The organism is Paenibacillus paludis (genome assembly GCF_042610515.1).
GTDB lineage: Bacteria > Bacillota > Bacilli > Paenibacillales > Paenibacillaceae > Paenibacillus_AQ.
Genome location: NZ_JBGJZP010000005.1, coordinates 304,185 through 328,624, shown reverse-complemented (window position 1 = coordinate 328,624; position 24,440 = coordinate 304,185). Strand labels below are relative to the sequence as shown.

Here is a 24,440-nt window from a genome sequence, read left to right as displayed (position 1 = left end):
TAACCAAACTTGCCCGGGTGATGTGTTGTGTAAGAATCTTAATAGAGGATGAAATTTACAAAGAAGAAAAAGATTGCAAAAATGACGTATAAAAAGGTATAAATATATATGTGACTTGTCCGGTAGAAAAGCCGTTTCATTGCTGAATCGAAAGCGGATTGGCTTTGCAAGAAAGCTTTTTGACAACATTTCTAGATTTTTTGCTGACTGATTAAAAAATTGAGCAACAGCGGTCGATAAACATCATATACGAATAATGTATATTCATATTCACTCGATTTGAATGCAGTATAATAGAATTCTAACAAAAGAGAGGGCTGGCTGTGGACGGAAAATCAAATGCTTCTGCCTTGCCGCGTAACACATTGCTGAATGGCGTCTATCAGATCAAAAAAGTAATATCTCGCAGTGAGCTTGGACTCGTCTATTTGGGAAGGGAAAAGGAGACGGGGAAACCTGTCGCAATTAAGGAGTTTTATCCGGCGGTGCTGGCCCGGCGAAAAGCTGATAAGCGAACGGTTGAAATTAGATTGGGGAATAGCCTGGACAAATATGATGAGCTTCTGCATTCGTTTATGCAGGAGGCGGAGCTTCTTTCTGAATTGAAGCATCCTCATCTTCTGAAGTATCTTGCTCATCTGGAAGCTAACGGGACAGGATATATTATTATGGAATACTGCCAGGGAACATCTCTGGATAAGTGGCTGAGTGCACGTGGAGCGGTTGACCGCGCATTATTCATCAATCATACCCTGCTGCCGTTGGTGGAGACGCTGGAATACATACATACTCAAGGCATTATTCACCGGGATATCAAGCCCTCCAATATTATGATTATGGAGGATGGCACTCCGAAGCTTATTGATTTTGGGTCTGCTGTCCGTCTTCCGCTTAAGGAAGGGGAGAAGCAGACAATCTTTACATCAGCATGTTACTCTCCCTTGGAGCTTTACTCTGAATTGTCACCTCATAATGAGATGTCTGATATATTCAGTCTGGCTGCGCTATTACATTACTGCTTCTGCGGTGAAGCACCTGCCGATGTGAAGCTGCGCTTGTTCGATGAACAAATTCCTGCAGTTAGGACCAAGAATCCGGAAGTCAGCCGCTGGCTGTCGCGAACCGTTCATTGGGGACTGGCTATGCGGCAGGAACAACGTTGCCCGTCACTCGCCAAGTTCAGGAGGGCACTGCAAGTTCAGTCTTTTCTATGGAAGTGGAAAGGTACAGCAGTACTTGGGAAGGCGGCGATGGATCTGTCGTCCGGAAAGAAATAGGACAACCTCTAAAGGTTGTCCCATACGGTAACCGGTAGTGATCCTGACTTGAGGGTCACTTTTCTTTTGCCTGGAAGCAGCACTCGCAAGTCCCCCGGTAATTCTCCACAGCTTATATAGCTTCCGAATCCCTCTGCTGGCCTACATAAATATTAGTTTTTGGCTTAATGGCCTTATAACGCATCTCAATCTCCGTCAGACCATCTTCGAACGTAATATAGAGCCGATCATTGTATTCAAGCACTTCCTGCTTGCCACGCTCCACAGGGGTTCGCCCATGTACGACGGTGCAGCGGGAATCATGCCGGACGATCAAGGTTTCATTCTTGCCGGCCTTGAACCAGATATTTCCCGCTTCCGGAACATGTTCCCGGATCTCCATCATGTTAAGTAATTCAGCCAGATTCATCCTGCGCTGTTGAAACGAGGTCATCGGCCAGTGGGTCACAGGAATATCCGTACCGCTTGCAGTACTTAGGAAATAACCCTCCAGTCTGCCGCGAAATACTGGCTTTGGTCGCAGCACGAACCAGTACAGCAGTCCAATAGCGATCAGTAACAGTACGGAAAGTACGCCAATACGCAGCATCTTTTCCACCATGGAAGTGATATGTACAGGGATTCGGGCGGTTACTTTGGCGCCTTCATCATCTGTGGCTGTTATTGAGAGATAGGACTTTCCTGAATGCAGCGAAGACAATAAGAGTTGTCCATCTTTGATGTCTGCTTGAGCCAGGCTCCGATCTCCTTGTTCTGTATCCACGGTATAAGTAAGCGAATCCTTATTGGGATCTTCGAAGTAGCTGGTTAAGTCAAGCTTAACAGCTCCGTCATCCTTGGACAAATCAATGGATTTATTCAAAGCGACCGGCGGCAGATTGTTAATCTCGATAACTGCAGTTTTGCCTTCTCTGTAGAAATCCGAACCGTCTACACGGATATGGTATTGGTATGTATTTGATTTAGGAAATATGTAGGTGCCCTGAAAGCCGCTTCCCGTATTGGTTAGTGGAATCCGTTCAACTTTGCCTTCTTTGGGTGTTACGATCAGTTCTGCTTTCAGCCGATTGTAAATATCGGAATCCTGTACTTTAGAACCGTCGTTTATTCCGTATAGTGCAGCCTCGAAGGCGGTAGCTTGTCCTTTGAGCGCCTTTTGTCCGCCGGATATAGCGGCTTCGGCACGCATATTGTAATTGCCAAGCAGATTGACTTTGACAAGATCACCGGCATGTCCGCGGAATTTCAGCACGAAATTGCCTTTAACCGGCTTGACGATTTTCATCAGCGAGTATTTATCCGATTGAATGAAGCTTACATTGCTTGATTTGTAATAGAGCTGGGCCTCCGTTACCGGATGCTCCGACAGCATGATAATATTGGCGTCAGCCATGCTGGAATTGGGAATCTCCACGGTGATTTCCTGAAGGGAGCCATTTGCTGTAACGGCTGCTACGGATGTAAGTACGGATTGAATCTGACTGGCAAAGATCTGGTTAAATATTTCAGGCAAATCGTCTGCACTTCCGGTAATAAAAGAGGTACCGCCCGTCTCACTTGAGATCCGCTCCAATTCACTTGAATTAACCTTACCTCCATAATTAAGGCCAACGGTGTAAATCGGGTATCCTGATTTTTGGGCCATGTTAATGACTTTGTCCACATCATTTGCAGAATCAGCAAAAGTCCGTCTACCGGAGCTGTTTCCAATATCGGTCTCTCCGTCGGAGAGAAGGATGAGGAAGGGTTGTCTACCATTTGCCCGGGATTTCTCCAGCAGTTCCGCGCCGCGCCGCAGTCCAAGGCCAAGATCCGTGTAGCCGGTCCGCTTCAAGCTGTCGATCTTGCTCCGTAATTGCTGTCGTGCGCCGGAAGACGTAATATCCGTGAGCGGGACAGAAGAGGTGATCCGGTCGTTGTAGGCCACGAAGCCCAGCCTGGTTTTTTGCCCCCCGCTCATATCCATGAACATGCGGATAACTTCATCGGCTATCCGGTCCTTGTCCGTCTGATTCATGGAGTAGCTGACATCCAGTACAAACATGGCATCCAGACCTCCTGCCGAAGCGGAAGCGGTAGAGTTCTTGCCGGATGATGCGTAGCTGGAAGTCCCGCCGTTCCCTGCCAAGCAACCTGAAATAAGTATCATCACTACTACAATTTTCCTGAGTGATCTAAAGTACATAAGCTGCGGAATCCCCCCTTGTATCTGTTTAGGCCTAAAGTTATTGATGCAGCTCCATATAATGCTGGGATAAGGTTATCATCGGTAGCCTTTTGAGGGAAAATAAGGAAAAAATACAAAATAGTCCTTTTAGTCTAGTTAGTAATAAAAATGATTAAATGGAACTATATGCCTTTATATTGACAAAAATTATCTTTACTGGTTAAGATGGGTCCCATGAATCCAAAAATTATCGCATCAAATGGCAGTATTTAGTCGAATGGTGTAACCAAAGACTCACGAATGCATGCCGGGTAACAGAAAATAATGGAGGGGGGAAGGCATCCTCATGAGCCTTTTTTAACATGGGATGCTGCCTGAATGGACATTATCAATCAAACGAACCGAACCTTGCTTTTTGAGGAAATCAACCCGGAAAAGCTCGATTTGATCACCATCGTCGGGGATGTAAAAGGTATCGACAGCTTGAGTGACGATAAGATCAAAGAGATTAATGAGCATCTTCTTGTGCACAATTTTGATGAGTTCCTCGACAAGTTTTCACCGAGCATTTACTCCTTTTTTAATGCGGCGAACCAGAAAGTAATGTACACGCTGAAGAAGCCTGAAGGCATTCCGGATGATACCATTTCGGAGATTAAGATTGATCAGAGCAATGACTTCCTGCGAATGTTGTTCACGCTGATCGATACGAAAAGAAGCCAAGGGATTACGAATGTTGATTTCAAATTTGAAAATTTGCTGGACATGATCTCTCCAAAGAAGGTTATGGATGATATCCGCCAGGTCCGCAAAGAGATTCACTACATGTACGGCCAGTATGACAAGCTGGATGACGGAGATCCAAAAAAACTGGATGTCGGCGATAAACTGAATATTATGTTTGAGGAAGCCAGCCGCAACTATAACAATGTCATGGCTATGCTGCCACTGGCCATCGAGGATATCAAGACTCGGCTGCTGCTCGGCCGGGCCCAGGAAGATACATCTTCCGAATTGATTCAAGTAGGCCAGCTTACCATCGGTGAGAGCGGTGAACTGAAGATCATCGAGGCTCCCAAGAGTGACAGTACCGACCTGATGCTTCTGGATGAAAGCACAAATACAGACCTCACACAGGTATTTGCTGAAGATTACGGCTCTTTGTCCGAATCTCCGTCTACTTATGTGCAGGACCTGGTAGTACGCACATTCTGTCCGCTTCCGGCGGTCCGGGCTGAAGTCAATGCCGCACTGGAAGTACAGAATTACAATACATACCTGGAATTCTACAAGAATGCCAAAGATGATTTCGTTAAGACGGTTAAGCCGCTAGTGGAAAAAATACTGGGTGTTAAGATGTTCTTCGACCAGTATGCGGTTAAAAACAAAGGCATGCAGCCTTCGATGCTGATCGCCAACAGCAAGCTGGATATGCTCGTGAAGAGCAGCAATATCCCGCGGCTGGAGACATATTTGAATACAGTGAACTCGAAAAATGAATTCTCCGATACGATCTGGTTCGGGATTGTTCCTTCCGTTGAGTTAGAGACAACCGGCAAGGTCAAAGTTAGCCGAGAACGTTTTCGCGGAAACGACAAAGTGGTCAAGCAGGATGGCAACAGCATGGAATCACTTACAATGCTGCTGCAAGTGATCAAGGACTACAAGGTGCAGTTGTTCTTCAGTTTCGAGTCCGGCGAGGACACTACGTTCAGCAGTATGGCTACTGCCGGAATCGACAAGTACATTGACAAATGTGCAGGATTGACACGGAAGGAATACAGTGAATTTGCGATCCCGAGTGCACCGAATTTCACGGTGATTCCTAAGGAGAAGTCCGGAGTTATCATTGACAGCAGAATGCTGCAGACCGAGAACGGTGTGGAATTGTCCAAGGATAAAGAAGACATTCTGAAGTTATGGATCGAAGGCGTATATATTGGAGCCGCTTACGTTGCCGCTGGTATTGTAGCTGCTTATCAATGTCCTGAATATCTGAGAAGCAACTTTAAGAATGTAAACCGGGAATTTCCGGGGGTACGCTTCGATATCGAAGCGGGAGACAACAGTCTGCGCTCCGTAACAACGATGACCAAGGAAATCTCGGGGTTCACGAATACAATTAAGGATTCCATTAACCGCAAGAACTTCGGATTTATTTTCTCCTCTGAGAACGCACAGCTTCAGGATACGGATATTAAACGGATTACCGTATATAAATCGAGAAGTATGGCTATGTCAGAGGACGGATATGATTCCATTTACAAAACACAGGTGAGTACCTATATCGAACGTTTCCTGCGCTTCCAGACCGGAGATTTCAAGCATGAGAACATAGTGAAGTTCTTCAGCAACAATCCGAGCAGTCAGAAGAGCCGCTGGTTGGGCAAACGCGGATCGGTTAACTCGATCATTCAAGAAGGCGATGATATGAGCTATATTATCGACGAGAAGAGCAACCTGTGCCATATAGATCTGGTCTTCAACGGCAATGTGAAGAATCTTGAGGTCATGATAACCAAGGGAACCAGCGCTGTTAAGGCTTGATAATTCATATAACAACGATAAAAGATTATATTAAAGAACTTATTAAGGTATCAGAGGCTTGTTCATCCGAGCTAGCCTTTATACATATTTCAACACTATTTATAGAGGAGGTTTTTTATTTATGGGTTTTATTTTAAAAGTTGAAGGTGCAGAAACAATCGAACTGGGAATGGACAATATTCGTTCTGTTGTGTACGACACGGACACTCCGGATGATTCAAACGCAAGATCGACCGATGTTGGAGCAACCCTGCGCATCACTGGTAAAATTATCACGGCTACTGACGGCGATAATGCAGATGACACCATCAAGCTGGCGCTCTGGTCTATTGTTCCTGCTGAAAAAGCGGACTGCTACCGCAAGGTAACGCTCGAAGTTATTGCAGCAGACCAAGTAGTGCGCAAGATCCATTTCCCTAACGCATTCGTTGTGGATTACACAGAACGTTACGGGGACACCGAAGGTGTAGGTGAGTTCACACTGTACATCAAACAAAAGAAAGACAAAACCGAACTTACCAAAATCGATGGCGGATTTTCGGCCTAATATCAGGTAATCGGACTGGGACATCGGGCTGGCTGTGTCTGCCTGATGTTCAGAACATTAAGGGGCCTTTATGCGCCTCTTAATGTTTATTTATCTCTAAATCGTAAGGGGAAGCGGTGAGGCGATTGACAGATTATTATGAAGTGCTTGGTATTGCCCCAAATGCATCATCCGCCGAAGTGAAGCAAGCTTACCGGAAGCTGGCCAAAAAGTATCATCCCGATACGAACGGAGGAGATCCGCAGGCCGCCGAGCGGTTTAAGCAGGTTCATGAGGCCTATAAGGTACTAGGTAATGAAGAGTCAAGGACGGCTTATCAGTCGCAGTCGCAGTCGCGTACAACCCGAGCATCCGGAGAGCCGCCGGAGAAGCCATCCGCAGGCAAGGAGCGGGTCAGTTTTGATCCGGGAAATATGGAAGAGCAGTTCGAACGTTTTTTTGGTTTCCAGCAGAAAAAGCAGAGTGACCGGAATATTCCCAAACACTCTGAACCAGCAAAAAGTATGGAAGCATCGGAGCTGTTCGAGCGCTATTTTGGAATCCGAAAGAAGTGATCCGGCAGTCATTCTGGGGCGTAGCCCGGTAAGGCGGAGGTTATGGGAGTGAAACAAGGAAGGTCGATCTGGACCCTGGTGCTGGATCTATTGATAACAGCCATCTCGGCTGTAATATTCTATTACATATTTGTGGTTGCAAAGGTTAGGGGGGCACAGGTGGTTGCGGCAGCAATCCTTTTGTTGTCAGCAGTCATAATTGCAGTCAGAACAAGACCCAAGAAGATCAAGGCGCAGAACAAGGTCAAACCCGGCAGCAAGGTTGTAAAGCTGGTGCTGCTGAGTGAAGACGGTGAAAGTGTAAAGGAATGGTACATAGAAGGCGAGACAAGTGTTCTGATCGGCAAAAGCTCAAGGCAAGGCGAAGCGGATATAGATCTGTCAGATACACCTTATGCTTCTCTGATCAGCGCCCAGCATGCAGTGCTGAACAAAGCATCCGGCAAATGGTACATAGAGGATATTGAATCCTCCAGCGGTGTGGGTATACGGAAAAGCAATCAGAGCAAAGCAGTTAAATTGGAAATCGAGGAACCCAGCCTGCTTGAGGCGGGGGACTTAATTTATATTGCCAACACGAGGATTCTGGTGAAATGAACAACACATGCGGGGGTATGAGAGCGAATGAGTCTGACAAGATGCGCTAACGGACATATGTTCAGCACAAGAAGACACGGCAACACGTGTCCTTACTGTAATCTTACCGTGGAGAGCCCGGCTCCGTCCGGCAGCAAGGGAGCAGCCATTGCTATGGCATCCCGTCCCTCCGAAGATGACAGAACGATGCCGTATTTGGGAGAGGCTACCGGAATTGAACCAGTGACGGGTTGGCTGGTTTGTATTGAAGGGGCACAAATGGGACAGGACTACCGGATTATGGCGGAGAAGAATTTTATCGGCCGCTCGGAAGAGATGCATGTGCGCATTCTGGGTGACAATACGATCTCCAGACGCAATCATGCGGTGATTGTCTATGATCCGAAGAAACGCAATTTCTACTTGCTGCCCGGTGATGCTTCCGGACTTGCCTATCACAATAACGAGGCGGTATATTCCCCGGTAGAGCTGGCTGCTTATGATGTCATTCAGCTGGGACGCAGCAAGTTTATTTTTGTTCCCCTGTGCGGTGTTCACTTTGAATGGGAGCAGCAGCAATGAATACGCTGAAGCAACTGCTGGATGATAGTGCATTGACCCCATACTGGATGATTGTTGTCTGGATATTGCTGATCTGGCCACTGATTATGTTCAGGCATCGTATTCAAAAGATGCCGAAGGCTGGCACCGGTTCCGGGGACGGAATCGGGAACGGCCAGACGATCGGTGCGCGTGAAGAGCAGGATGACTATTTTGCGACGGTCAATATGCCTTTCGGATTGCTAGCTGTGCTTGCGGATGGAATCAGCGGTTTAAGCGGGGGAAGGGTGGCCAGTACGGCGGCCGTTCATACTTTTGTTAAAGAATTTCGGGAACTGGAGCGCTTCCCCGATCCGCCGGAATTCTTCGGTGATGCGGCGATGAACGCCAATGGAGAGATCATGAACCAGTTGCACGGAGTGCAGGGGGGGACCACGCTGGTAGCGGCGCTGATCCGCAGTAGTATGCTCTACTGGGGGGCGGTAGGGGACAGCCTGTTGTTCGTATACCGCGGCGGTATTCTGATTCCGGTTAACCATAAGCATACGCTGGAGAACACACTGCAGGAACAGTATCTGTCCGGTGAGATTACCGAGTCGGAGGCGCTAGGCAATCCGCAGCGCAAGACTCTGGTCAATTATTTGGGGTCCGAGAATTTCAGGAGCATGGAGCTGGCAGAAGAACCTTTTCAGCTGTATAAGGGGGACAAGATTATGCTGTGCAGCGACGGGGTATACAACACGCTCACGGAAATGGAAATGGAGACGATACTGTCCCGGCCGCTGTCACCCTATGATGCTGCTCAGGCCATGATTGATTTGATAGAGGAGAAAAGGCTTGTACATCAGGATAACGCTACAGTCATTATTGTGGAGAGGCGTTGGTAGAACAGGAGATGTCCCGCCGGGTACATAGCATAAATCATCAATACGGGAAATGGGGATACGCATGAGGAAGGAGAACAGCGATTTTTTAATGAGTTTCGTCTCCGAATCGGGTTCTTTTATGACTAACCGGGATTTTTTCGGGTGCGTTGAGCTGGAGGATAAGGCCTGTTATATCATTGCCGATGGATTGGATTCAGATGAAGAGGCTCACAGTGCCGAAATGATTGTGCAGACGATTCTGGAGAGCTTTTTGGAGAAACCCACCCTCTCCCGGCGGCGTTTGACCGATTACATCCGGATTGCCCATGAGTGGCTGCATTATGAGAGCCGAAGAGTCCGTCTGAAGGCCAGTATACTAATTGTGGTGACGGATTATACGAAGATGGTATGGGCATCGGCCGGGAATGCGAGACTTTATCATTTTCGCGGGGAGCGCCTGATCTTGAAAAGCCGGGACCACAGCCTTGCCCAGCAGATGGCAGACGAAGGACAAATTGCCGAGGACAAGATCGATACGAATGATGAGCGTGGCAATCTGCTGCAATATGCCGGGATGCCGGGCAAGCTGAAGCCTTATGTCTCCGGGAAGATTCCGCTGGCAGATGGCGATGTGCTGGTGATGTGCACCTCCGGTTTGTGGCAGGCTGTCGAGGACGCAGAGATGATTGATTCTGTTCAGGCGGCGAATGATCCGGTTATGCTGGCGGATACGCTTGAGGAAGTCATGCTCAGCAAACAGCGGATGCGGATAGATAATTATACGGCAGCATGTATCTACGCTAATAAGACCTATCAGGAAGAGCCGAAGAACCGCAAGAAGTGGATCAAACGCATTCTTATTATTCTATTAACGGTGCTTCTGGTAGGTGGCGCCGGGATCTTCTATAAGGTCAAAAGTGCGGCTAAGAAGGCCGAATTAGCTGCCGATATGCTCCAGTACGAACAGAGTGCTGACGTGTATGTTACAGAGCAGGAGTATGGCAAGGCAGTATCCGACTATAGTTTGGGCCGCAACAACTCGATCAAGCTCAAGGACCGGATTCATAAAAAGCTGCTGACAGACAAAATGGCGGCTGCGCAAAAGCTGGTTGACGGCGAAGCCCACCTCAAGGAGGGGGATATTGTAAAAGCCAAAGCGAGCTATACCAAAGCGCTGGAACTTTCGGAACCGTACAGTATCTTCAAGCGGCAGGCGATTGAAGACAGACTGGGACAGATGACCGCCTTCCAGAAGGTACAGGACTGGCTTCGGGAAGCAGATCTCAAATTCCAGAACGGTGACTCCAGCGGCGCCATTACGCTGTACCTGCGGGCGCGGTCCTCCGCCACGGAGAACGCTTATAAAGAGGCTCTTGCCGAAATTACAACCAAGCTGGAAACGGCGGAAGCCAAAAAATCGGATGTGGAGCGGCAAGTAAGTCAGCTCCAGGCCGATAAGCTGGAAGCCAAGGGCGACCGTTACAATGAAGCCGCTGATTACAGCGGGGCGCTGGATGCTTACGCAGCAGCACAAGAGGTCTATCAGAGTATTGATATGCTGGAACGGGTACTGGCAATGGAGCGCAAGATCTCCAAGCTGGAAGAGAAATTGAACCCGCCTGTACCTGCTGTAGACCCGAATGCTGCCGGAGCTGCAGACCTTACGGGAAGTATGGATTTGCCTCTGGTGACTCCAGATGAAAGTACGGATAACAACGGAAGTATAACAGATAATTCAAGTAATAATGAAGCTGGTAAGGGTTTAGAGGAAAGTGCCGCAAAAGGTGCAGCGAGCACAGAACCGGGCAGCGGCGTGGATGCCGCGCTGCCGAAAGAGGAAACGGTCCAGAAATCCGCTGAAGAGGAGGTGCAGCCATGAAAGATATCATTCGTGACCGTCTGAACAAGATGGAGGATCTGGAGCAGCGCCGGATGCTGAAGGATGTAATGACCGGTTTATTTCTGAATCTGGTGGAATATCAGGAGACGCTGAACCGGCAAATTGAGGAGCGCGTCTTCAATGAACTGGAGCCGGAGGAGGTGCGGCATGATGTGTATGCGTCACTCTGTCCCCGCGAAGAGCTTGATCCACTGCATGAATTCCTGTACCCCATGGTCCCTGGCGATTCAGAGCCGCAGTTTATCAATCTGGCGGAAGTAGCGGCTGCCCTATCGAAGCAGGAGGAAATGAAGTTATGTACGCTGTTCCTCCAGTGTGATACCTCACAGATTCGCTCGCTTGCCCGGAGCAAGCGCCAGTTCAAGGGTGAGATGATTACCAGCGGAGGCCGGTATGAGATAACAGTCCGGCTGAAGCAGAGCTCAATGTACACCGAACGCATTGAAGAACTGTACCGGATATTCCGTAAAAACAGCCTGCCGTGGAAAACAGTCCACATCCCTTATGCCTACAAATTTATGGACTGCATCCTGATATCCTGCGGTGCGGAGTGGGACAACCAGGAGACGGTGAAGCAGATTTCCATACAGTTGGAGGAATTGGAACCGTATAAACATATGAATCTGGTGCCGATCTGGAATATTCAGAGAATGGAGATGAAGATCGGCGGCTTTCCCGTTCCGGCGGCTGACCGGGTGAATTACGAGCATGTGCTGCCGCTAAGAAGAACAGGCACAGAACACGGATATCTTGTAGATGGCGAGGAAGCAAATATCCGTTATATTAAACGCTCGGAGGAAGAGATTACAGTTGTATCTCCGCTGGATAAATCGGATTCCTGGACCATGCTGAAGGTGACGAGGCCGATGAATTCTGGAATTGGCCGGATGCATTATCCACTTTTGTCGAACCGCAGACAGGAAGGGTATATCGGCAGATATGTCCGTCAGGCCGGCAGTCCGGTTCGATCCAAGGGGGGCATTGCCCGTTTGACCGGGGCATTTGAAGTTTCGCGAGAGGTAGAACTGGAGGATGTCAAGATTCTGCCGCCGGGACAAGAGATTCCGCTGACTTATGAACTGAACAGCTTCGTCAGCGACCAGGTCCGCGTACAGACGGATAAGTACCGGATGCGCCTTCTGTTCGGCGCTGTGGCCAGGGACCGATCACTTGCCGGATCCTATCTAAGTGACGATGTGCTCAGTTTCCTCGTCTCTGAAGTTCAACTGGTCTTTCCGGAGTACCGCTGTGAAGGAGCCTGGGTATGAACTATATTTGGGATCTGCTGGTTCGGTCGGGGCGGGCGGGAATGAAGCGGAGCGACATTCACTTTGTTCCGGCGAAGGTGTATTCACCTTATATGGAGCTGAGCCATGCCGATCTCAATGCGGTTGCTGTGGAGCAGGAGGTTGAGGTGAACCCGTACTATCGTTTTTACGATATTTTCAGAGACTTGTTCGATCCTAACAACGCTGAGGATTCCGAACTGCGTGAGTCTTTATTCGATCTGATCATTCATTTCCTGGCTGAATTGGACCTGATGCAGGGGATGAACAAACGGGAATATCAAATCCGCTTCACACTGCGGGAAATGCAGGAGGGAGTCTTCGGAGAACGGATCCGGCAGCGGCTGAAGCTGTTTGGACGGGAAGAGCAGGAAGTCATCGCCGGGCATGTTCTGCGGCTGTTCGATACCGGCGAAGCGGTGCATCTTCTGCGGGAACTGCTGGTCCGGATGTTCCCGCGTTCCACATTGTATGCGAATTGTGAGGATAAGGATGAATTGCTGCTCTACATCGGTGAGGAAGAGCGCCCGGAGACAAGGGAGAAGCTGGAACTGATTTTGGAGCTTTTTTTACCGGTACGCTTCGAAACGGAGATTTACTGGAAACGCCATTTCGGCATTATCGACGTGGATCACACGATGGTTCAGGATTGCATTGCCTTGTATTAAAGGAGCACGAAGAGAGGGCAGATTCAGATGCTGCGGGAGCAGCCGCCTAGGAGGTTACGAACATGAACGGTTATACATACAGGTTGCATCCTGACGCTGCGAGCCGTGAACGCATTCGGGGAACCACCCGATATACGCGGGCAGAGCTTATGGACATGACGACCTTTCAGCTTCGCAACATTTGCTACAAAGAACGGATGGTAGAAGGGCTGGGTCCGCAGACGGACCGCGAAGAGTTGATCCGGATTATCCTGAAATTTCTGGGAGCGGATGATGTACTGTGTATCGGCCGTGTGCATAAGGGCGGGTTCGAACGGATTCAGCAGGCGATCAACCGCCATATGACCTCGCCGCTAAGCAGTGATGGCGGGATTAGTGTTCCCGCACGTCTGATTCTGTACGAAGGGCTTAAGGTGGACAGGCTGGACCGCTACATCGTTACTGCAGCGGGAGGGCTTACGGACTCCAATGTGCTGCTGGTGAACGAAAGTATGGAGCTGTGCGGGATTTTCAATCTGGAGCAGGATGGAGCCGTGCCGGGCACCTTCTACTTAACCGCCGACAGTGGAGCGAGATGGGAGAGAAGCAGGAACCGCCAGTACAGTCTATTGTTTTTCCGCAAGCGTGACTCGGAGTATTTGTACAAGATTTATTATTCGGACAAGCCGCTGCCGCCTGTTAACATTCAATATACCAAAATTCCGCTAGCCCATCTCGACATCCGTGAGCTGGAACAGACGCAAGCCGTGCTTGCCATCGATTTTGGCACCTCCAATACGACGGCGGGTGCTTATTTGCATAGAGGTTATATTCAGGAACCCAGCAGCCAGGACCTGCTGAACGGACGTGTCCGCCTGGAGGAGATTAATTATGTGACCTTTCCGGATACAACCTTTAAGAATACGGACTGGATTGAAGTGCTCCCGACAGCAGTCAGCATCGCAGATTGCTCAGAACCCGGCAATATCCTGTACGAATTCGGATATGAAGCACTGAAGAGCATGCGCAGGGGGGGCTACAGCAGCCGGGCCAGTGTCTTCCGCGGTATCAAGCGTTGGATCAGCGATTACAGTAAACAGGAGGAAGTAGTGGATGCCCAGGGCAATGCAGCTGTAGTGACGCGTCTGGATATTGTGCGTGCCTACCTTGAACATGTAATTCTGACGGCGGAGCACCAGTTCAAATGCAGGTTCAAACGGCTGCATCTGTCCGCTCCTGTGAAGATGAAGGCCCAGTTCCTTGAGATGTTCAGCGAGATTCTGCCCGAATACGAAATCGAGAGCGAGCATGCCCTCGATGAAGGAATGTCAGTGCTCTACAACACGATTGCCGACGGTATCGAACGCAATGCCTTTATGGAGGGCGTGCCGTATCAAGCTCTGGTAATTGATTGCGGCGGGGGCACAACCGACCTTTCCTCCTGCCGCTTTACTGTGGAAGACGGACAGATTGCTTACAAGCTGGACATCCACACCACCTACGAGAATGGGGATACCAATTTCGGCGGCAATAATATCACTTACAGAATTATGCAGTTCATGAAGATTGTCTTCGCGGATTATTACTCCGGACGGCGGGCCGCAACCGATATTGACAGCCTGATTGCAGCACCGGGGGCCGATGTGTTCCGCCAGGTCGATGAAGCGGGAGTCCAGAGTGTATATGCGGAACTCGATCGCCGGTATTTGGAGGCGGAGCAGATTATTCCTACAGCCTACGCCCACCGGGAGCATCGTTCACGGGACGAATATTTGCGGGTTCGCGGGAATTTTCATTTCCTCTGGGAGATTGCTGAAGAGATGAAGCAGCAATTCTTCCGCAAGACCGGCATGCTCCGCAACCGATTCCACTCCGCCATTGAGGACGGACAGGACAGCGATTTGCAGATTACCACGATGGAGCGCTGGTTTCTGTCCGTAGTGCGGAACGGCGAACTCCGTGATGAATTTGAATTTCCGGATGTGGTCTTTAACATCAAGGAGATAACCCAGCTCATCAAGGCGGATATTTATGATGTAGTCCGCAAGTTCCTGGAGGAGTTCTACCGGGAGGGGAGGCTCGGCCAGTATTCGATGATTAAGCTGACGGGCCAGTCCTGCCGGATCGATGTTTTCCGGGAAGCGCTGAAGGAGTTCGTGCCGGGGCGCAGTATAGAATTCCGCCAGAAACCGGCGGAAGGCCGTGTTCCTGATCTGAAGCTGGCTTGCCTGCGGGGAGCGATCCGCTATCTCAGTGCCAGAAAGACGGGGGCAATTCAAGCGGAAATCACCCATGAGGCGGCGGTCATTCCTTATACGGTCAGCGCGTATACCCATAACCTCCGGCAGAAGGTATTGATTAACAGTCTGGAGCGGAGTGACGGTCTGCCGGGCAGCATTTCCCGGCCGTTCGAGACGGCCGAGGTCGAGCTGTATGTGAGCGGCAGCGACGGAACCCTGCGGCAGAAATGTGTATACGTCAATCGTAAGGAGAATTACGAGCAGGTGGTCTATGAGGACATCCAGTCCCGATTTGGTACGAAGATTCCGCAGGACGATACGGATTCCATTATGAACGGGGAGACGAAGTTCTTCGTGTTCGCGGATCATTCGCATTGGGGTTTCCATGTCCTGCCTGTCGCCCGCCGTGATGAGCAGTTGCTGCTGGGTCACAAAAGACTGTTCGCCTATGAGAATGAATCATCGGAACTGGACTTTTTTGATGGACTGAAGTAAAAAGGCAAGTCTGGGAAAGGAGCGCCGCAAATGTTCACCTATACTTACCCTGAGTTTCATAAGGGACGGATTCTAAAGACCCGGATGCTTGAGGATCTGCGTGATTTCCCCCGGCAGTTTTGGGAGCTGTACTACAGGGATTATGCAGATGGAATTGTGTCTGGGGCAGAGGTGGAGGTACACGCCGAACGGTTATCGGTAAGCCCCGGCATACTTCTGCATGAGAGGCGGCTCTATATGATGACGGAGCCGGCGGAAATTGCTTATAAGGCCACAGGTCAAGAGACTGTTTTGAAGCTCCGCTTCACAGAGCTGGAGACAGGTCATGACCTGTCTCTGGGGCAGACCTCGCTTGCACTGGAAGATGCGGCGTCCGGGAGCGCTTCCCATGAGATGGAGCTCGCCCGCTTCAAGCTGAAGGAAGGGGCCAGATTGCGCAAGGATTACCAGAGCTTCGCGGATCTGGCCACCGAATACAATACGCTCCAGGTGCTGCAGGTTCCCTATGCGGCTCCCGGTGCCAGCACCCTTCCTCCGGCTGTGCTTCAAGACTATGCTCAGCGCCTTATGCGTACCGGTACGCCGGATCCGCATGATGTGATGTTCGGCATGCTGTGTATGAATGAAGGTGTCATCGCCCGGAGCGTTATCCTGCATTATATTGCGAGCCGGCTGGGACAGGAATACCGGGATTATCCGAGCCTGCAGATTCACCGCTATCTGGACCGGATTCTCACAAATGCGCGCGGAGGACAGGGACATAAGGGGCAAGCCCACGGGGGTATGCAGCGGATGCTGGTGGAGTAGAGCGGCTGCGCATCAATCGACTATTGGAAGGATGGGGTGAAGATGGAGCATTGGGATGAGAAGATTGTGTCCATGCTTAACGGCAATACAGGCGGACAGCCTGCGGATAATTACGGAGTGATTCCGGAAGAGGCTGGACCGGATTTAACCGCACCCGTGGTGCAGATTGGAGACGAGCCGCACACCTTTGTGGAAACGGAGCTGCTGGACGGTGCGATGCGCATGCTGCTCCCGCAGACATTTAAGCTCATGAGTAAGGAGATGGCAAAGCGGAAATATCCTTCTGAGCATCGACCCAGTGTTATATATACGACTTCCAATGCCAGAATTAACATTGCCATCAATCACACCATGAACCCGCTGCCGGAGGACGAGCTGTCCGATTTCAAGAAGGCCATGATCCAGATGCTGCGCCGGACGCAGAAGCTGACGAAATGGTATGGAGACCATGAGTTCAGCATTGACGGCAAGCCGGTCGCCACTTGTGAATTTTTGACCCCGGCGGTTAATGCCAATCTGTATAATCTGATTCTGTTCGCTTCACTTGAGGATCGGGCACTGATGTGTACCTTTAACTGTACGGACGAGGAGCTTGATGACTGGAAGCCGGTCGCACTGGCCATGATGAAATCCATTCAGTTCATTCCACAGAAGGAAGGAGACGAGTCTCATGAGTGAACCAGCCTTATCTTACGATAATCTGCGGGTTAGCCCGTTTGAACTGGTCAGTCTGCAGGAGTTAACCATTACGAAGCAAATGAATGAGCACACCTATGTGAAATTCACCGGGATTGTGGATGAAGAGAAGAAGGACAGCTATGTCCGGTTGAGCTCATCGAATACAGTGGTGGAGATTACCCAGGTGAATGAAGAAGGCGGCAAATGGGTGCTGTTCAGTGGACTCATTCTGAATTTGAGTGTGTCGGTGAACCGCGGTGTCCACATCCTTGAAGTGGAGGGGGTCTCCCATACCCATGAGCTGGACATTCGCAAGAAAAGCCGCTCCTTCCAGAACCACAGCATGACTTACCCGCAGCTTCTGGATCAGATCGCGGAGGGTTATTCCAATATTGATATTATGGACGCGGCAACGGATGGAGCGGCTATCGGTAAGTTCACGCTCCAGTATGAAGAGACAGACTGGCAGTTTCTGAAGCGGATCGCTTCACGTCTGCGTACCGGTCTGATGCCTGCATCGGTCTTTGATACGCCGAAGTTCTATTTTGGCGTGTTCGATACCTCCTCGAAAGGCAAGCTGCAGGATTTTAACTACCGGGTTCGCAAAAGAATGGACAAATTCCGTTACACTACGCAGAATACGTCAGCCAAGGTAGGCGAGGATGATTTCATATATTATGAGGTCGAGACGGGCCGGGTACTGGATCTGGGCAATGCGATCGAATTCAAAGGCAAGCTGCTGTATGTATACGAAGCTTACACTGAAATGAAGAAGGGCCTGCTTCGTCACCGCTATATTTTAAGCTCGCGTCATGGACTTCGCCAGAATACTTTTTATAATGACAAAATTATCGGAGTTTCGCTGCAAGGCCAGGTAATCGGGATCAACAAGGACAAGCTCAAAATCCACCTCTACATTGATTCGGAGCAGCAGGCAGGAGAAGCGCATGACTTTCCGTATTCATCTGTGTACACGGCAGAAGGCAACAGCGGCTGGTACGTCATGCCGGAGAAGGGCGATCATGTTCGGGTGTATTTTCCGGGGAACAAGGAGGAAGAAGGGGTAGCAACCAGCTCGGTGCGGCAGAATGCCGAAGAAGGCGAGAGCAACAAGCTGAGCAACCCTGACCACAAGTTCTTCCGCACACCGGCCGGCAAGGAGCTGAAGATGACGCCGGATGAGGTAATTGTGACCGGCAAGGACGGAGAGATCTACATCCGGCTTAGTGAGGGCGGCGGGATCGAGATTATCAGCAGCAAGCTGATCAAGCTCAATGCTAAGGAAGATATCATGATGAGCGCGGATAAAAGCATTGTCATTTCCGCCAAGGATCAGCTCAGCCTGATCTGTAAGGACAGCAGCCTGAAGATGGACGGCACGACTGCTTTAAGCGGAACTGAAGTACGTACGAACTAAGCAAATATGTGCGGATAACATCCTATAAACAACGGTTTAGTTCCACTATGAAGGAAAGCCGAAACTGGAGCAAGCGATAACAGGAGGGGAAGCTGTTGGCTCAGACTGCCGTGATGGAGATGTTTATGGAAGAAGTTGTGGGGCCGGTCCGTAACCGGGTGCTGCTGCATTGGGAGCAGCTGTATCAGGCCAACCGCAAGCCGCTACAGGAGGCGTTCATCCGCCACTTTGACAAGCTGTGCCGGGAGGTGGCGGAGCTGCAGAGCATAGGAGAGAAAGGAGCCATCGGGCATTTCACCTATTCGATGCTTCGGACCCGGCTGCAGGAAGGACACGGAGTCTATCTGGTGGAGGCTTCGGATGAGACGTGGCTGTTTGATCCCGCTTCTGTGGCGGGTGAGTATGATGCTTCTTGGGCATTCGGCTATCTGGATGAGCTCCTGCTGCTGCTGGAGGAGGAAAGACAACGCCCGGGTTCCCCGTATACCGGAGGTATCAGCCGTCCCGACCTGGAGAAGCTGCTGTTGCGTGAATCGCAGCATGGGCATCAATATGTCATTGCACTGCTCCGCTCGGCGATGCCGGAGGCGATGCTTACCGAGGGATTTCGTGAGCTGGAGCAATGCGGAATTGTTGAAGTGCGTGTGGGCGAGTATCTCGATATCAGCGAGTCTGTCTACCGCAAGGATAGCGACCCTACGGATGAGACCGAGATTCGGAAATGGCTGGCTGAGCGGATCGAAGGTGCTTACGGATACGGCGCGCTGGAGCGGCTGGATCTGGCAGGCGGAGATTACAGTGAAATGGATTTTCGTTATTCTGCCTTTCGCGAGAGCGCTTTTGGCGGTAGCAGCTTCGCAGAGAGCAATCTGGTGGGTACAGTCTGGGAAGGCTGTGATTTGACGGATACGGAATGGAATCAGGGGTGGCTGCACGGTGCAAGCTTCGAGAATTGTCGTCTGGTGGGGGCATTATTTCATCGGGTGGAGGCGGATTGCGGGCTTCCTGATCCAGGGAATTGGGAGATTCCGGGCTTCCAAGAAGTATCCTTTGCCGGAGCAGACTTAAGCGAGGCTGAATTTGTTCTGGCCAAGCTGCGGGGGGCAAGATTCACGGGGGCGAAGCTGACCGGAGCGATCCTTGGATGGTGCGATCTGACCGATGCGGATTTCCGGGGAGCTGATCTGCGTGGAACGAACTTCTCAGGCTCCTGCTTAATGGGAGTGCAGATGGACACGGGTGCGTGCAGCTTGCTCAGCGAACGTCCGGAAATGCCGGAACTTCCGTTCACTGAAGAAGCCATTACGGATTGGCTGAAGGAGGAACATCAATGAGAAACGACTGGTTCCAGCTCTCACAGGACATGCGTGTGCGGGGGGCACTTGAACCGCGTGGTGTAAAAGAAGCCATCCGTCCGGAATGGCTGAAGGGGGAGGATTTACGGGAACTGGAGCGGGCCAATTTGCATTTTGCGCTGCAGCCCAGTCACCAGCCGGTGGCTGTGGACCTCATTGAGCGGCCCTATCCGCTGTGGTCTGATCCTCTGAAGCAGCTGCTTCAGACCTTTGCCCCGCGCCTGATCTTCCGGCTGGCCGGACTAATGGATGCAGAACGAGAGCAGCTGTACCCTTATTGGTTCATGGTTCCACCGCAGCTTGCCTGTCTGAACGAAGGCAGCCAGTTCGACAGCAGCGGCCGCCTCACCCGGCTGAAGGCGGATGCCGACTGCTTGCAGACCTGCGTCTGGCCGATTGTCCAGGCCGTGGATAATCGTCTGCACGAGAATGTGTTCCTGATCAACCTCGCTCTCGCGGAAGCCATTTTGCGCAGAGACTTTACCGGGTTATGTATGCAGCGGGTAGAGATGACAACAGCGGAGCCGATGGTGTGAGGCAAATGGAAATCGTTTATTGTAGGCACTTCAACTAACATAGGCAGTTGAATTTAGGAGGGAAGCTCTATGGCAGAAATCAAAGGAATAACGAGACCGGATGTTGTGGAACAGGACGGAGGAGGGGCAGAGCCGAGCTACGTGGTTGCCGGGGCAATCTTAAGCTGTACATGCGGAACTCAGCTGAATCGCTTGAAAATCCCTTATAGCCACGGCGTACACCTGAAAGAAAAAGCACAGCTGAATGTGGAGGACAAGAACCCGATGATCCACATTATGCCATTCGGGAATTGTACCAGCTTATTGAACCCGGCTGTCCAGATCGGGAAACTTGATATTGAAGGGCGGAAGAAGGCGCCGTGTGTTCCGGGGATTTCGACTTCGTGGATGGACGGAAAAACAGATGTGCTTGTGGATGGACACCCCGCGCTGCTCAGCACATGTGTGAACCAGTGTGTTTATGGGGGACGAATTGTGATCGAGAATGACGGTCAGGAGCTTGGGGGATCGAGCCTGGAGGGGACGACGAGCGGGTTCGGCGGGGCCATCCGGTAATGTAAAGGAGAGGAGTGAGACAATGGGCATTGTGGAAGCCGCAACAGGCACATGGAACCTCAAGTGCCATTCGCCCTATCCCGTGCACAGCATCCAGAACATACATATGGAGCGGAAGGCAGGCGGACATGCACGCTTGTTCCTGACCGCTGTTCTTCCCGAAGAACAACAGGACCGGGAAATCGATATGACCGCAAACGGAGAGAATATCTCCCTCATCGAGACTGGTGAACGGGGCCAAGAAATACGCAAGCTGTTTCAGGGGATCATCCAGGAGGTGGGTGTCCGGGATGTTCAGGGGGTATACATCCTGGAACTGGAGGCCGTTTCCTATTCGTATCTGCTGGACATCGAGCCGCGAATTCGTTCGTTTCAGCATAGCGAGATGGAATGTGAGGACGTGATCCGTCAGGTATTATCAGCCTACCCAAAGTCTGACCTCATCGACTACGTAAGCAGCGGCACGAAGCTGGGAGGGCTGACGGTACAATACCGCGAGACGGATTGGCAGTTCCTGCGGCGAATCGCTTCCCGGTTCGGAGCGGTGGTGATCCCGGAGGTGACGGCGGATGCGCCGAAGCTGTATTTTGGTGTCCCGGATGGCGGATATCATGAGCTTAAGGATCAGAATTATACAGTAACAAGAGATCTGCACGCGCTGAAGATGTCCTGGTCGGTGGGAGCCGCAGACGTAAGAGAAGCAGACTTTACTTCTTACCGGGTAGAGACGCGGCGCTGGTTCGGACTCGGAGATACCGTACAATTTCAAGGACAGGAGCTGCGGGTAGCAGCGGCAGAGAGCAGGCTTATGCAGGGCATGCTCATACATACGTATACCCTCAGTCCCCACAGCGGGATCCGGGAGAATGAAATCCGCAACGATGAACTGGCAGGAGCCTCGCTGGAAGGCAAGATATTGGCGGTCACGAAGGATACCGTAAAAGTGCATCTGGACGTGGATGCGACCCAAGCGGAACACGAAGCGAGCTGGATGCCGTACTCAGCGGTCTACGCGAGTGACGGTGGAGGGTTCTACTGCATGCCGCAAGCGGGAGATTCAGTGCAGGTGTATTTCGGAAGCGGGCGTGAACAAGATGCGTTCGCGATGGGATCGGTGAGACGGGGCAGCAGTCCGTCACCGAAGACCGCGGATCCGGCGACCAAGAGCTGGGGAACGAACTTCGGGAAAGAGATGCGGATGACTGATGCGGAGATGTCGCTGATCGCGACCGAAGGTAGCCTGTTCATCACGCTGGACGACGGAGGCATCTCGATCACGAGTAACAGCGGCATCCAGATAAAGACTGTGCAGGATTTGGTACTGGACAGCGAGAAGAGTATAGAGATCGAAGCGAAGGAAATTCTGTTCCTGCAAAGCGGGGACAGCAGTCTGGTGCTGGACGGGATGTCGGACCTGCGGGGAAGCAGCCTGACGATGAATGGCATCATAAAGCTGCCCGTGCAGGTCGAAGACCTGGAGCCGCAATACGAAGCCCCGTTCGTGAGCGAAGTGGCAGTGCCGGAAGAGGCCGCCCCCGAAGAGCAACCGAAGAAGAAGAAAAAAGGCTTCTGGAGTAAGGTGCTGGATGTAAGCCAGACGGTGCTGGATGTGGCGGGCCTGATCCCGGGTGTTGGGGAAATCGCGGATTTGGCGAATGCGGGGATCTATGCGCTGCGCGGGGATTATACGAGTGCCCTCCTTTCGGTAGGTGCTTCAGTTCCCTTTGCAGGCTGGGGAGCGACCGGAGCGAAGCTACTCATGAAGAGCGAGAAATTCATGAAGGTTGCGAACGTGGTGGGGAAGGCGACCAAAGCCGTAAACAAAGTGGCGGACAAAGGAGCCGATGTCGCAAGGGCGATCGGAAAAATAGCGGATAATGCGGGGGAGGCGCTGAATGCCGGTCTAGGGAAAGTGCTGACTAAAGCGAAGAAGCTGGCAAGCAATGTAAGTACGTTCGATCTGGCCGGGAAGCTGAAGAGCGGCATGAATACCATCCTGACGAATTCGGCCAAGCTGAAAAAAGCGTTGCACAAGAACGTGTCCGCGCTGGATGAAATGTGGACGGGATGGAAGCAGCAGGTCAAACATGAAGTTAAGAAAACCGCAGATCAAGTAATGGATCAGGTATCCGATACGATGACCCGGCTGAAAAACCGTCTGTCCGGTCCACAAAAAGCACTGGATGGTCCCTCTAATGTTTCATTCAGCAAACCGGATAATCCTCTACCACAAAATAGCCAGCAGAAGAAGTTCTGGAGTGAGATGGAGGCAGGCAAAGATGATTTAGCGAAGAAAATGCCTGGGGGGACGGGTGATAGTAGAAGAATACCGGGTACGCCAGGGTATACTACAAAAGGAGACCCGACCGAATTAGGCCAGAACATGTTGGAATCTATGGGTTTACCACGTTCAACTTCGTGGTCTGGATATCAGGCACAGCATATTATACCTTCTCAAGTAAACAACCATCCGGTTATTAAGAAAGTCGGAATGGATATGAACCATGCTTCTAATGGAATATTCCTTCCAGAACCAAGTGAGTTTATTAGTGGCTTATCTAGACATAAGGGTTATCATAAGGTATATAATGATGTCGTAAGAAATCAGCTAGATAAGATGGACGTAAATCAAAGTGTTGAGATTCTTGAGAAACAAGTATTTAATTTACAGCAAAAACTAAAGAAAGCTGTAGAAAAAGGGTTGCCGCTTTATAAATCTAAAGTAAAGGCAATGGGGCTAAGCAAATTTTATAGATCTGGTGAAAATAAAAGGTTGCCAATTTGGAATAGAGGCGGCGGAGCAACCGAAGAACTATGGGAAAGGTGGTTAAATAGATGAAGTATGGGGAGTATTCATCATTAGTTGAGGAAGTTATTAACTATATTCAAACACATCGATTATTCCAAACAAGTAAAGAATTCGATAGTAATATTACAATTATTGATGACTTCGAAAAAGCACAAGAAACAGCTTGGACCCAGGACTTGGATATTGTAGATACACTGTGGGAGTATGTTAAATCCTCAGAGGACAGTGAAATTATAGGTGAAGTATATGAAAAAAACTTGCGACCACTTGACCGTGAATTGAAGGGTTTATTTGATTCAAGTGAAAACTACTCTGAAAATTTCTTTCCTAGTGGTTATTTAGATATTTTCGAGGAGGTACAAGGCGACCTCTATATGTGCGCAATTAATCGTCTTGTAAACGGAAAAAACGATAATTTTTATGAAAAAATGTTCCGCATATATCAATCAGGTGGATGGCCATGTGGGTGGGAAGGTAAGTATCCCGATGGCAAAATTATTGCCTTTGTTCCATTGAGTGATTCTGAGGGATAATCATGGGGGCTACCCAGTGCAGATAAAAGCCATCATTAAACCAATATCACGTATAATTCATGTAATAACCGTATAAAGGTTTCTCTC

At 50.4% G+C, this 24,440-nt stretch carries 20 protein-coding genes; 19 read left to right on the top strand and 1 reads right to left on the bottom strand.

The window, feature by feature from the left end; translation table 11 throughout:
* The first annotated feature begins 323 nt into the window (after positions 1-323).
* On the top strand, positions 324-1,277 hold the full coding sequence (locus ACAN56_RS12325; RefSeq protein WP_052091971.1) for a serine/threonine protein kinase: 954 nt from the start codon (positions 324-326) through the stop codon (positions 1,275-1,277).
* Between the two features lie 112 nt (positions 1,278-1,389).
* Here the strand turns inward: ACAN56_RS12325 and ACAN56_RS12320 are convergent, their stop codons facing one another.
* Positions 1,390-3,426: a vWA domain-containing protein gene (locus tag ACAN56_RS12320; protein WP_231578474.1), complete on the bottom strand. Its 2,037-nt coding sequence runs from the start codon at positions 3,424-3,426 to the stop codon at positions 1,390-1,392.
* A 396-nt stretch (positions 3,427-3,822) separates the two neighbouring features.
* On the opposite strand from ACAN56_RS12320, the gene ACAN56_RS12315 reads away from it, so the two are divergent.
* The 18 genes from ACAN56_RS12315 to ACAN56_RS12230 all read left to right on the top strand — a co-directional run bounded on the left by ACAN56_RS12315 (position 3,823) and on the right by ACAN56_RS12230 (position 24,353).
* Complete coding sequence (locus ACAN56_RS12315) at positions 3,823-5,991, top strand: transcriptional regulator (RefSeq protein ID WP_076110619.1); 2,169 nt, start codon at positions 3,823-3,825, stop codon at positions 5,989-5,991.
* A 121-nt stretch (positions 5,992-6,112) separates the two neighbouring features.
* Entirely contained in the window at positions 6,113-6,538 is a 426-nt protein-coding gene (locus ACAN56_RS12310; protein WP_038589056.1) for a hypothetical protein, read from the top strand.
* Positions 6,539-6,654: 116 nt separating this feature from the next.
* A complete protein-coding gene (locus ACAN56_RS12305) occupies positions 6,655-7,092 on the top strand; it encodes a J domain-containing protein (RefSeq protein ID WP_379143071.1) in 438 nt (145 codons plus the stop codon).
* Positions 7,093-7,134: 42 nt separating this feature from the next.
* Positions 7,135-7,689, top strand: coding sequence for an FHA domain-containing protein (locus tag ACAN56_RS12300; RefSeq protein WP_379143069.1), 555 nt, complete (start codon positions 7,135-7,137; stop codon positions 7,687-7,689).
* Positions 7,690-7,716: 27 nt separating this feature from the next.
* Positions 7,717-8,250 (top strand): FHA domain-containing protein, encoded by a 534-nt coding sequence (locus tag ACAN56_RS12295; RefSeq protein ID WP_038589064.1) that lies wholly within the window; start codon positions 7,717-7,719, stop codon positions 8,248-8,250.
* On the top strand, positions 8,247-9,116 hold the full coding sequence (locus ACAN56_RS12290) for a PP2C family protein-serine/threonine phosphatase (protein ID WP_076110616.1): 870 nt from the start codon (positions 8,247-8,249) through the stop codon (positions 9,114-9,116). The genes ACAN56_RS12295 and ACAN56_RS12290 overlap by 4 nt, the downstream gene beginning before the upstream one ends.
* A 61-nt stretch (positions 9,117-9,177) precedes the next feature.
* The gene (locus ACAN56_RS12285; protein ID WP_156130853.1) at positions 9,178-10,974 is read left to right on the top strand and encodes a PP2C family protein-serine/threonine phosphatase; all 1,797 of its coding nucleotides are present in this window, start codon (positions 9,178-9,180) and stop codon (positions 10,972-10,974) included.
* Positions 10,971-12,263 (top strand): normocyte-binding protein, encoded by a 1,293-nt coding sequence (locus ACAN56_RS12280; protein WP_379143065.1) that lies wholly within the window; start codon positions 10,971-10,973, stop codon positions 12,261-12,263. The genes ACAN56_RS12285 and ACAN56_RS12280 overlap by 4 nt, the downstream gene beginning before the upstream one ends.
* On the top strand, positions 12,260-12,949 hold the full coding sequence (locus ACAN56_RS12275; protein WP_379143063.1) for an iron-dependent peroxidase: 690 nt from the start codon (positions 12,260-12,262) through the stop codon (positions 12,947-12,949). The genes ACAN56_RS12280 and ACAN56_RS12275 overlap by 4 nt, the downstream gene beginning before the upstream one ends.
* Positions 12,950-13,011: 62 nt before the next feature.
* Entirely contained in the window at positions 13,012-15,663 is a 2,652-nt protein-coding gene (locus tag ACAN56_RS12270) for an Hsp70 family protein (protein WP_379143061.1), read from the top strand.
* Between the two features lie 30 nt (positions 15,664-15,693).
* Positions 15,694-16,470 carry a DNA and RNA helicase gene (locus ACAN56_RS12265; protein ID WP_340899413.1) on the top strand — a complete coding sequence of 259 codons (777 nt, stop codon included), beginning with the start codon at positions 15,694-15,696 and terminating at the stop codon, positions 16,468-16,470.
* Positions 16,471-16,512: 42 nt separating this feature from the next.
* Positions 16,513-17,148, top strand: a complete 636-nt coding sequence (locus ACAN56_RS12260) for a hypothetical protein (RefSeq protein ID WP_379143058.1) — start codon at positions 16,513-16,515, stop codon at positions 17,146-17,148.
* Positions 17,141-18,565 (top strand): contractile injection system protein, VgrG/Pvc8 family, encoded by a 1,425-nt coding sequence (locus tag ACAN56_RS12255; RefSeq protein WP_076110610.1) that lies wholly within the window; start codon positions 17,141-17,143, stop codon positions 18,563-18,565. Before ACAN56_RS12260 ends, ACAN56_RS12255 begins: the two co-directional genes overlap by 8 nt.
* Positions 18,566-18,660: 95 nt before the next feature.
* Positions 18,661-19,899 (top strand): pentapeptide repeat-containing protein, encoded by a 1,239-nt coding sequence (locus ACAN56_RS12250; protein ID WP_379143056.1) that lies wholly within the window; start codon positions 18,661-18,663, stop codon positions 19,897-19,899.
* Positions 19,896-20,456, top strand: a complete 561-nt coding sequence (locus ACAN56_RS12245) for a hypothetical protein (protein WP_379143054.1) — start codon at positions 19,896-19,898, stop codon at positions 20,454-20,456. Before ACAN56_RS12250 ends, ACAN56_RS12245 begins: the two co-directional genes overlap by 4 nt.
* A 69-nt stretch (positions 20,457-20,525) precedes the next feature.
* Positions 20,526-21,011, top strand: coding sequence for a DUF4280 domain-containing protein (locus ACAN56_RS12240; protein ID WP_379143052.1), 486 nt, complete (start codon positions 20,526-20,528; stop codon positions 21,009-21,011).
* A gap of 22 nt (positions 21,012-21,033) precedes the next feature.
* Positions 21,034-23,850: an AHH domain-containing protein gene (locus tag ACAN56_RS12235; protein WP_379143050.1), complete on the top strand. Its 2,817-nt coding sequence runs from the start codon at positions 21,034-21,036 to the stop codon at positions 23,848-23,850.
* Complete coding sequence (locus tag ACAN56_RS12230; protein WP_038589083.1) at positions 23,847-24,353, top strand: hypothetical protein; 507 nt, start codon at positions 23,847-23,849, stop codon at positions 24,351-24,353. The genes ACAN56_RS12235 and ACAN56_RS12230 overlap by 4 nt, the downstream gene beginning before the upstream one ends.
* Positions 24,354-24,440: the final 87 nt, after the last annotated feature.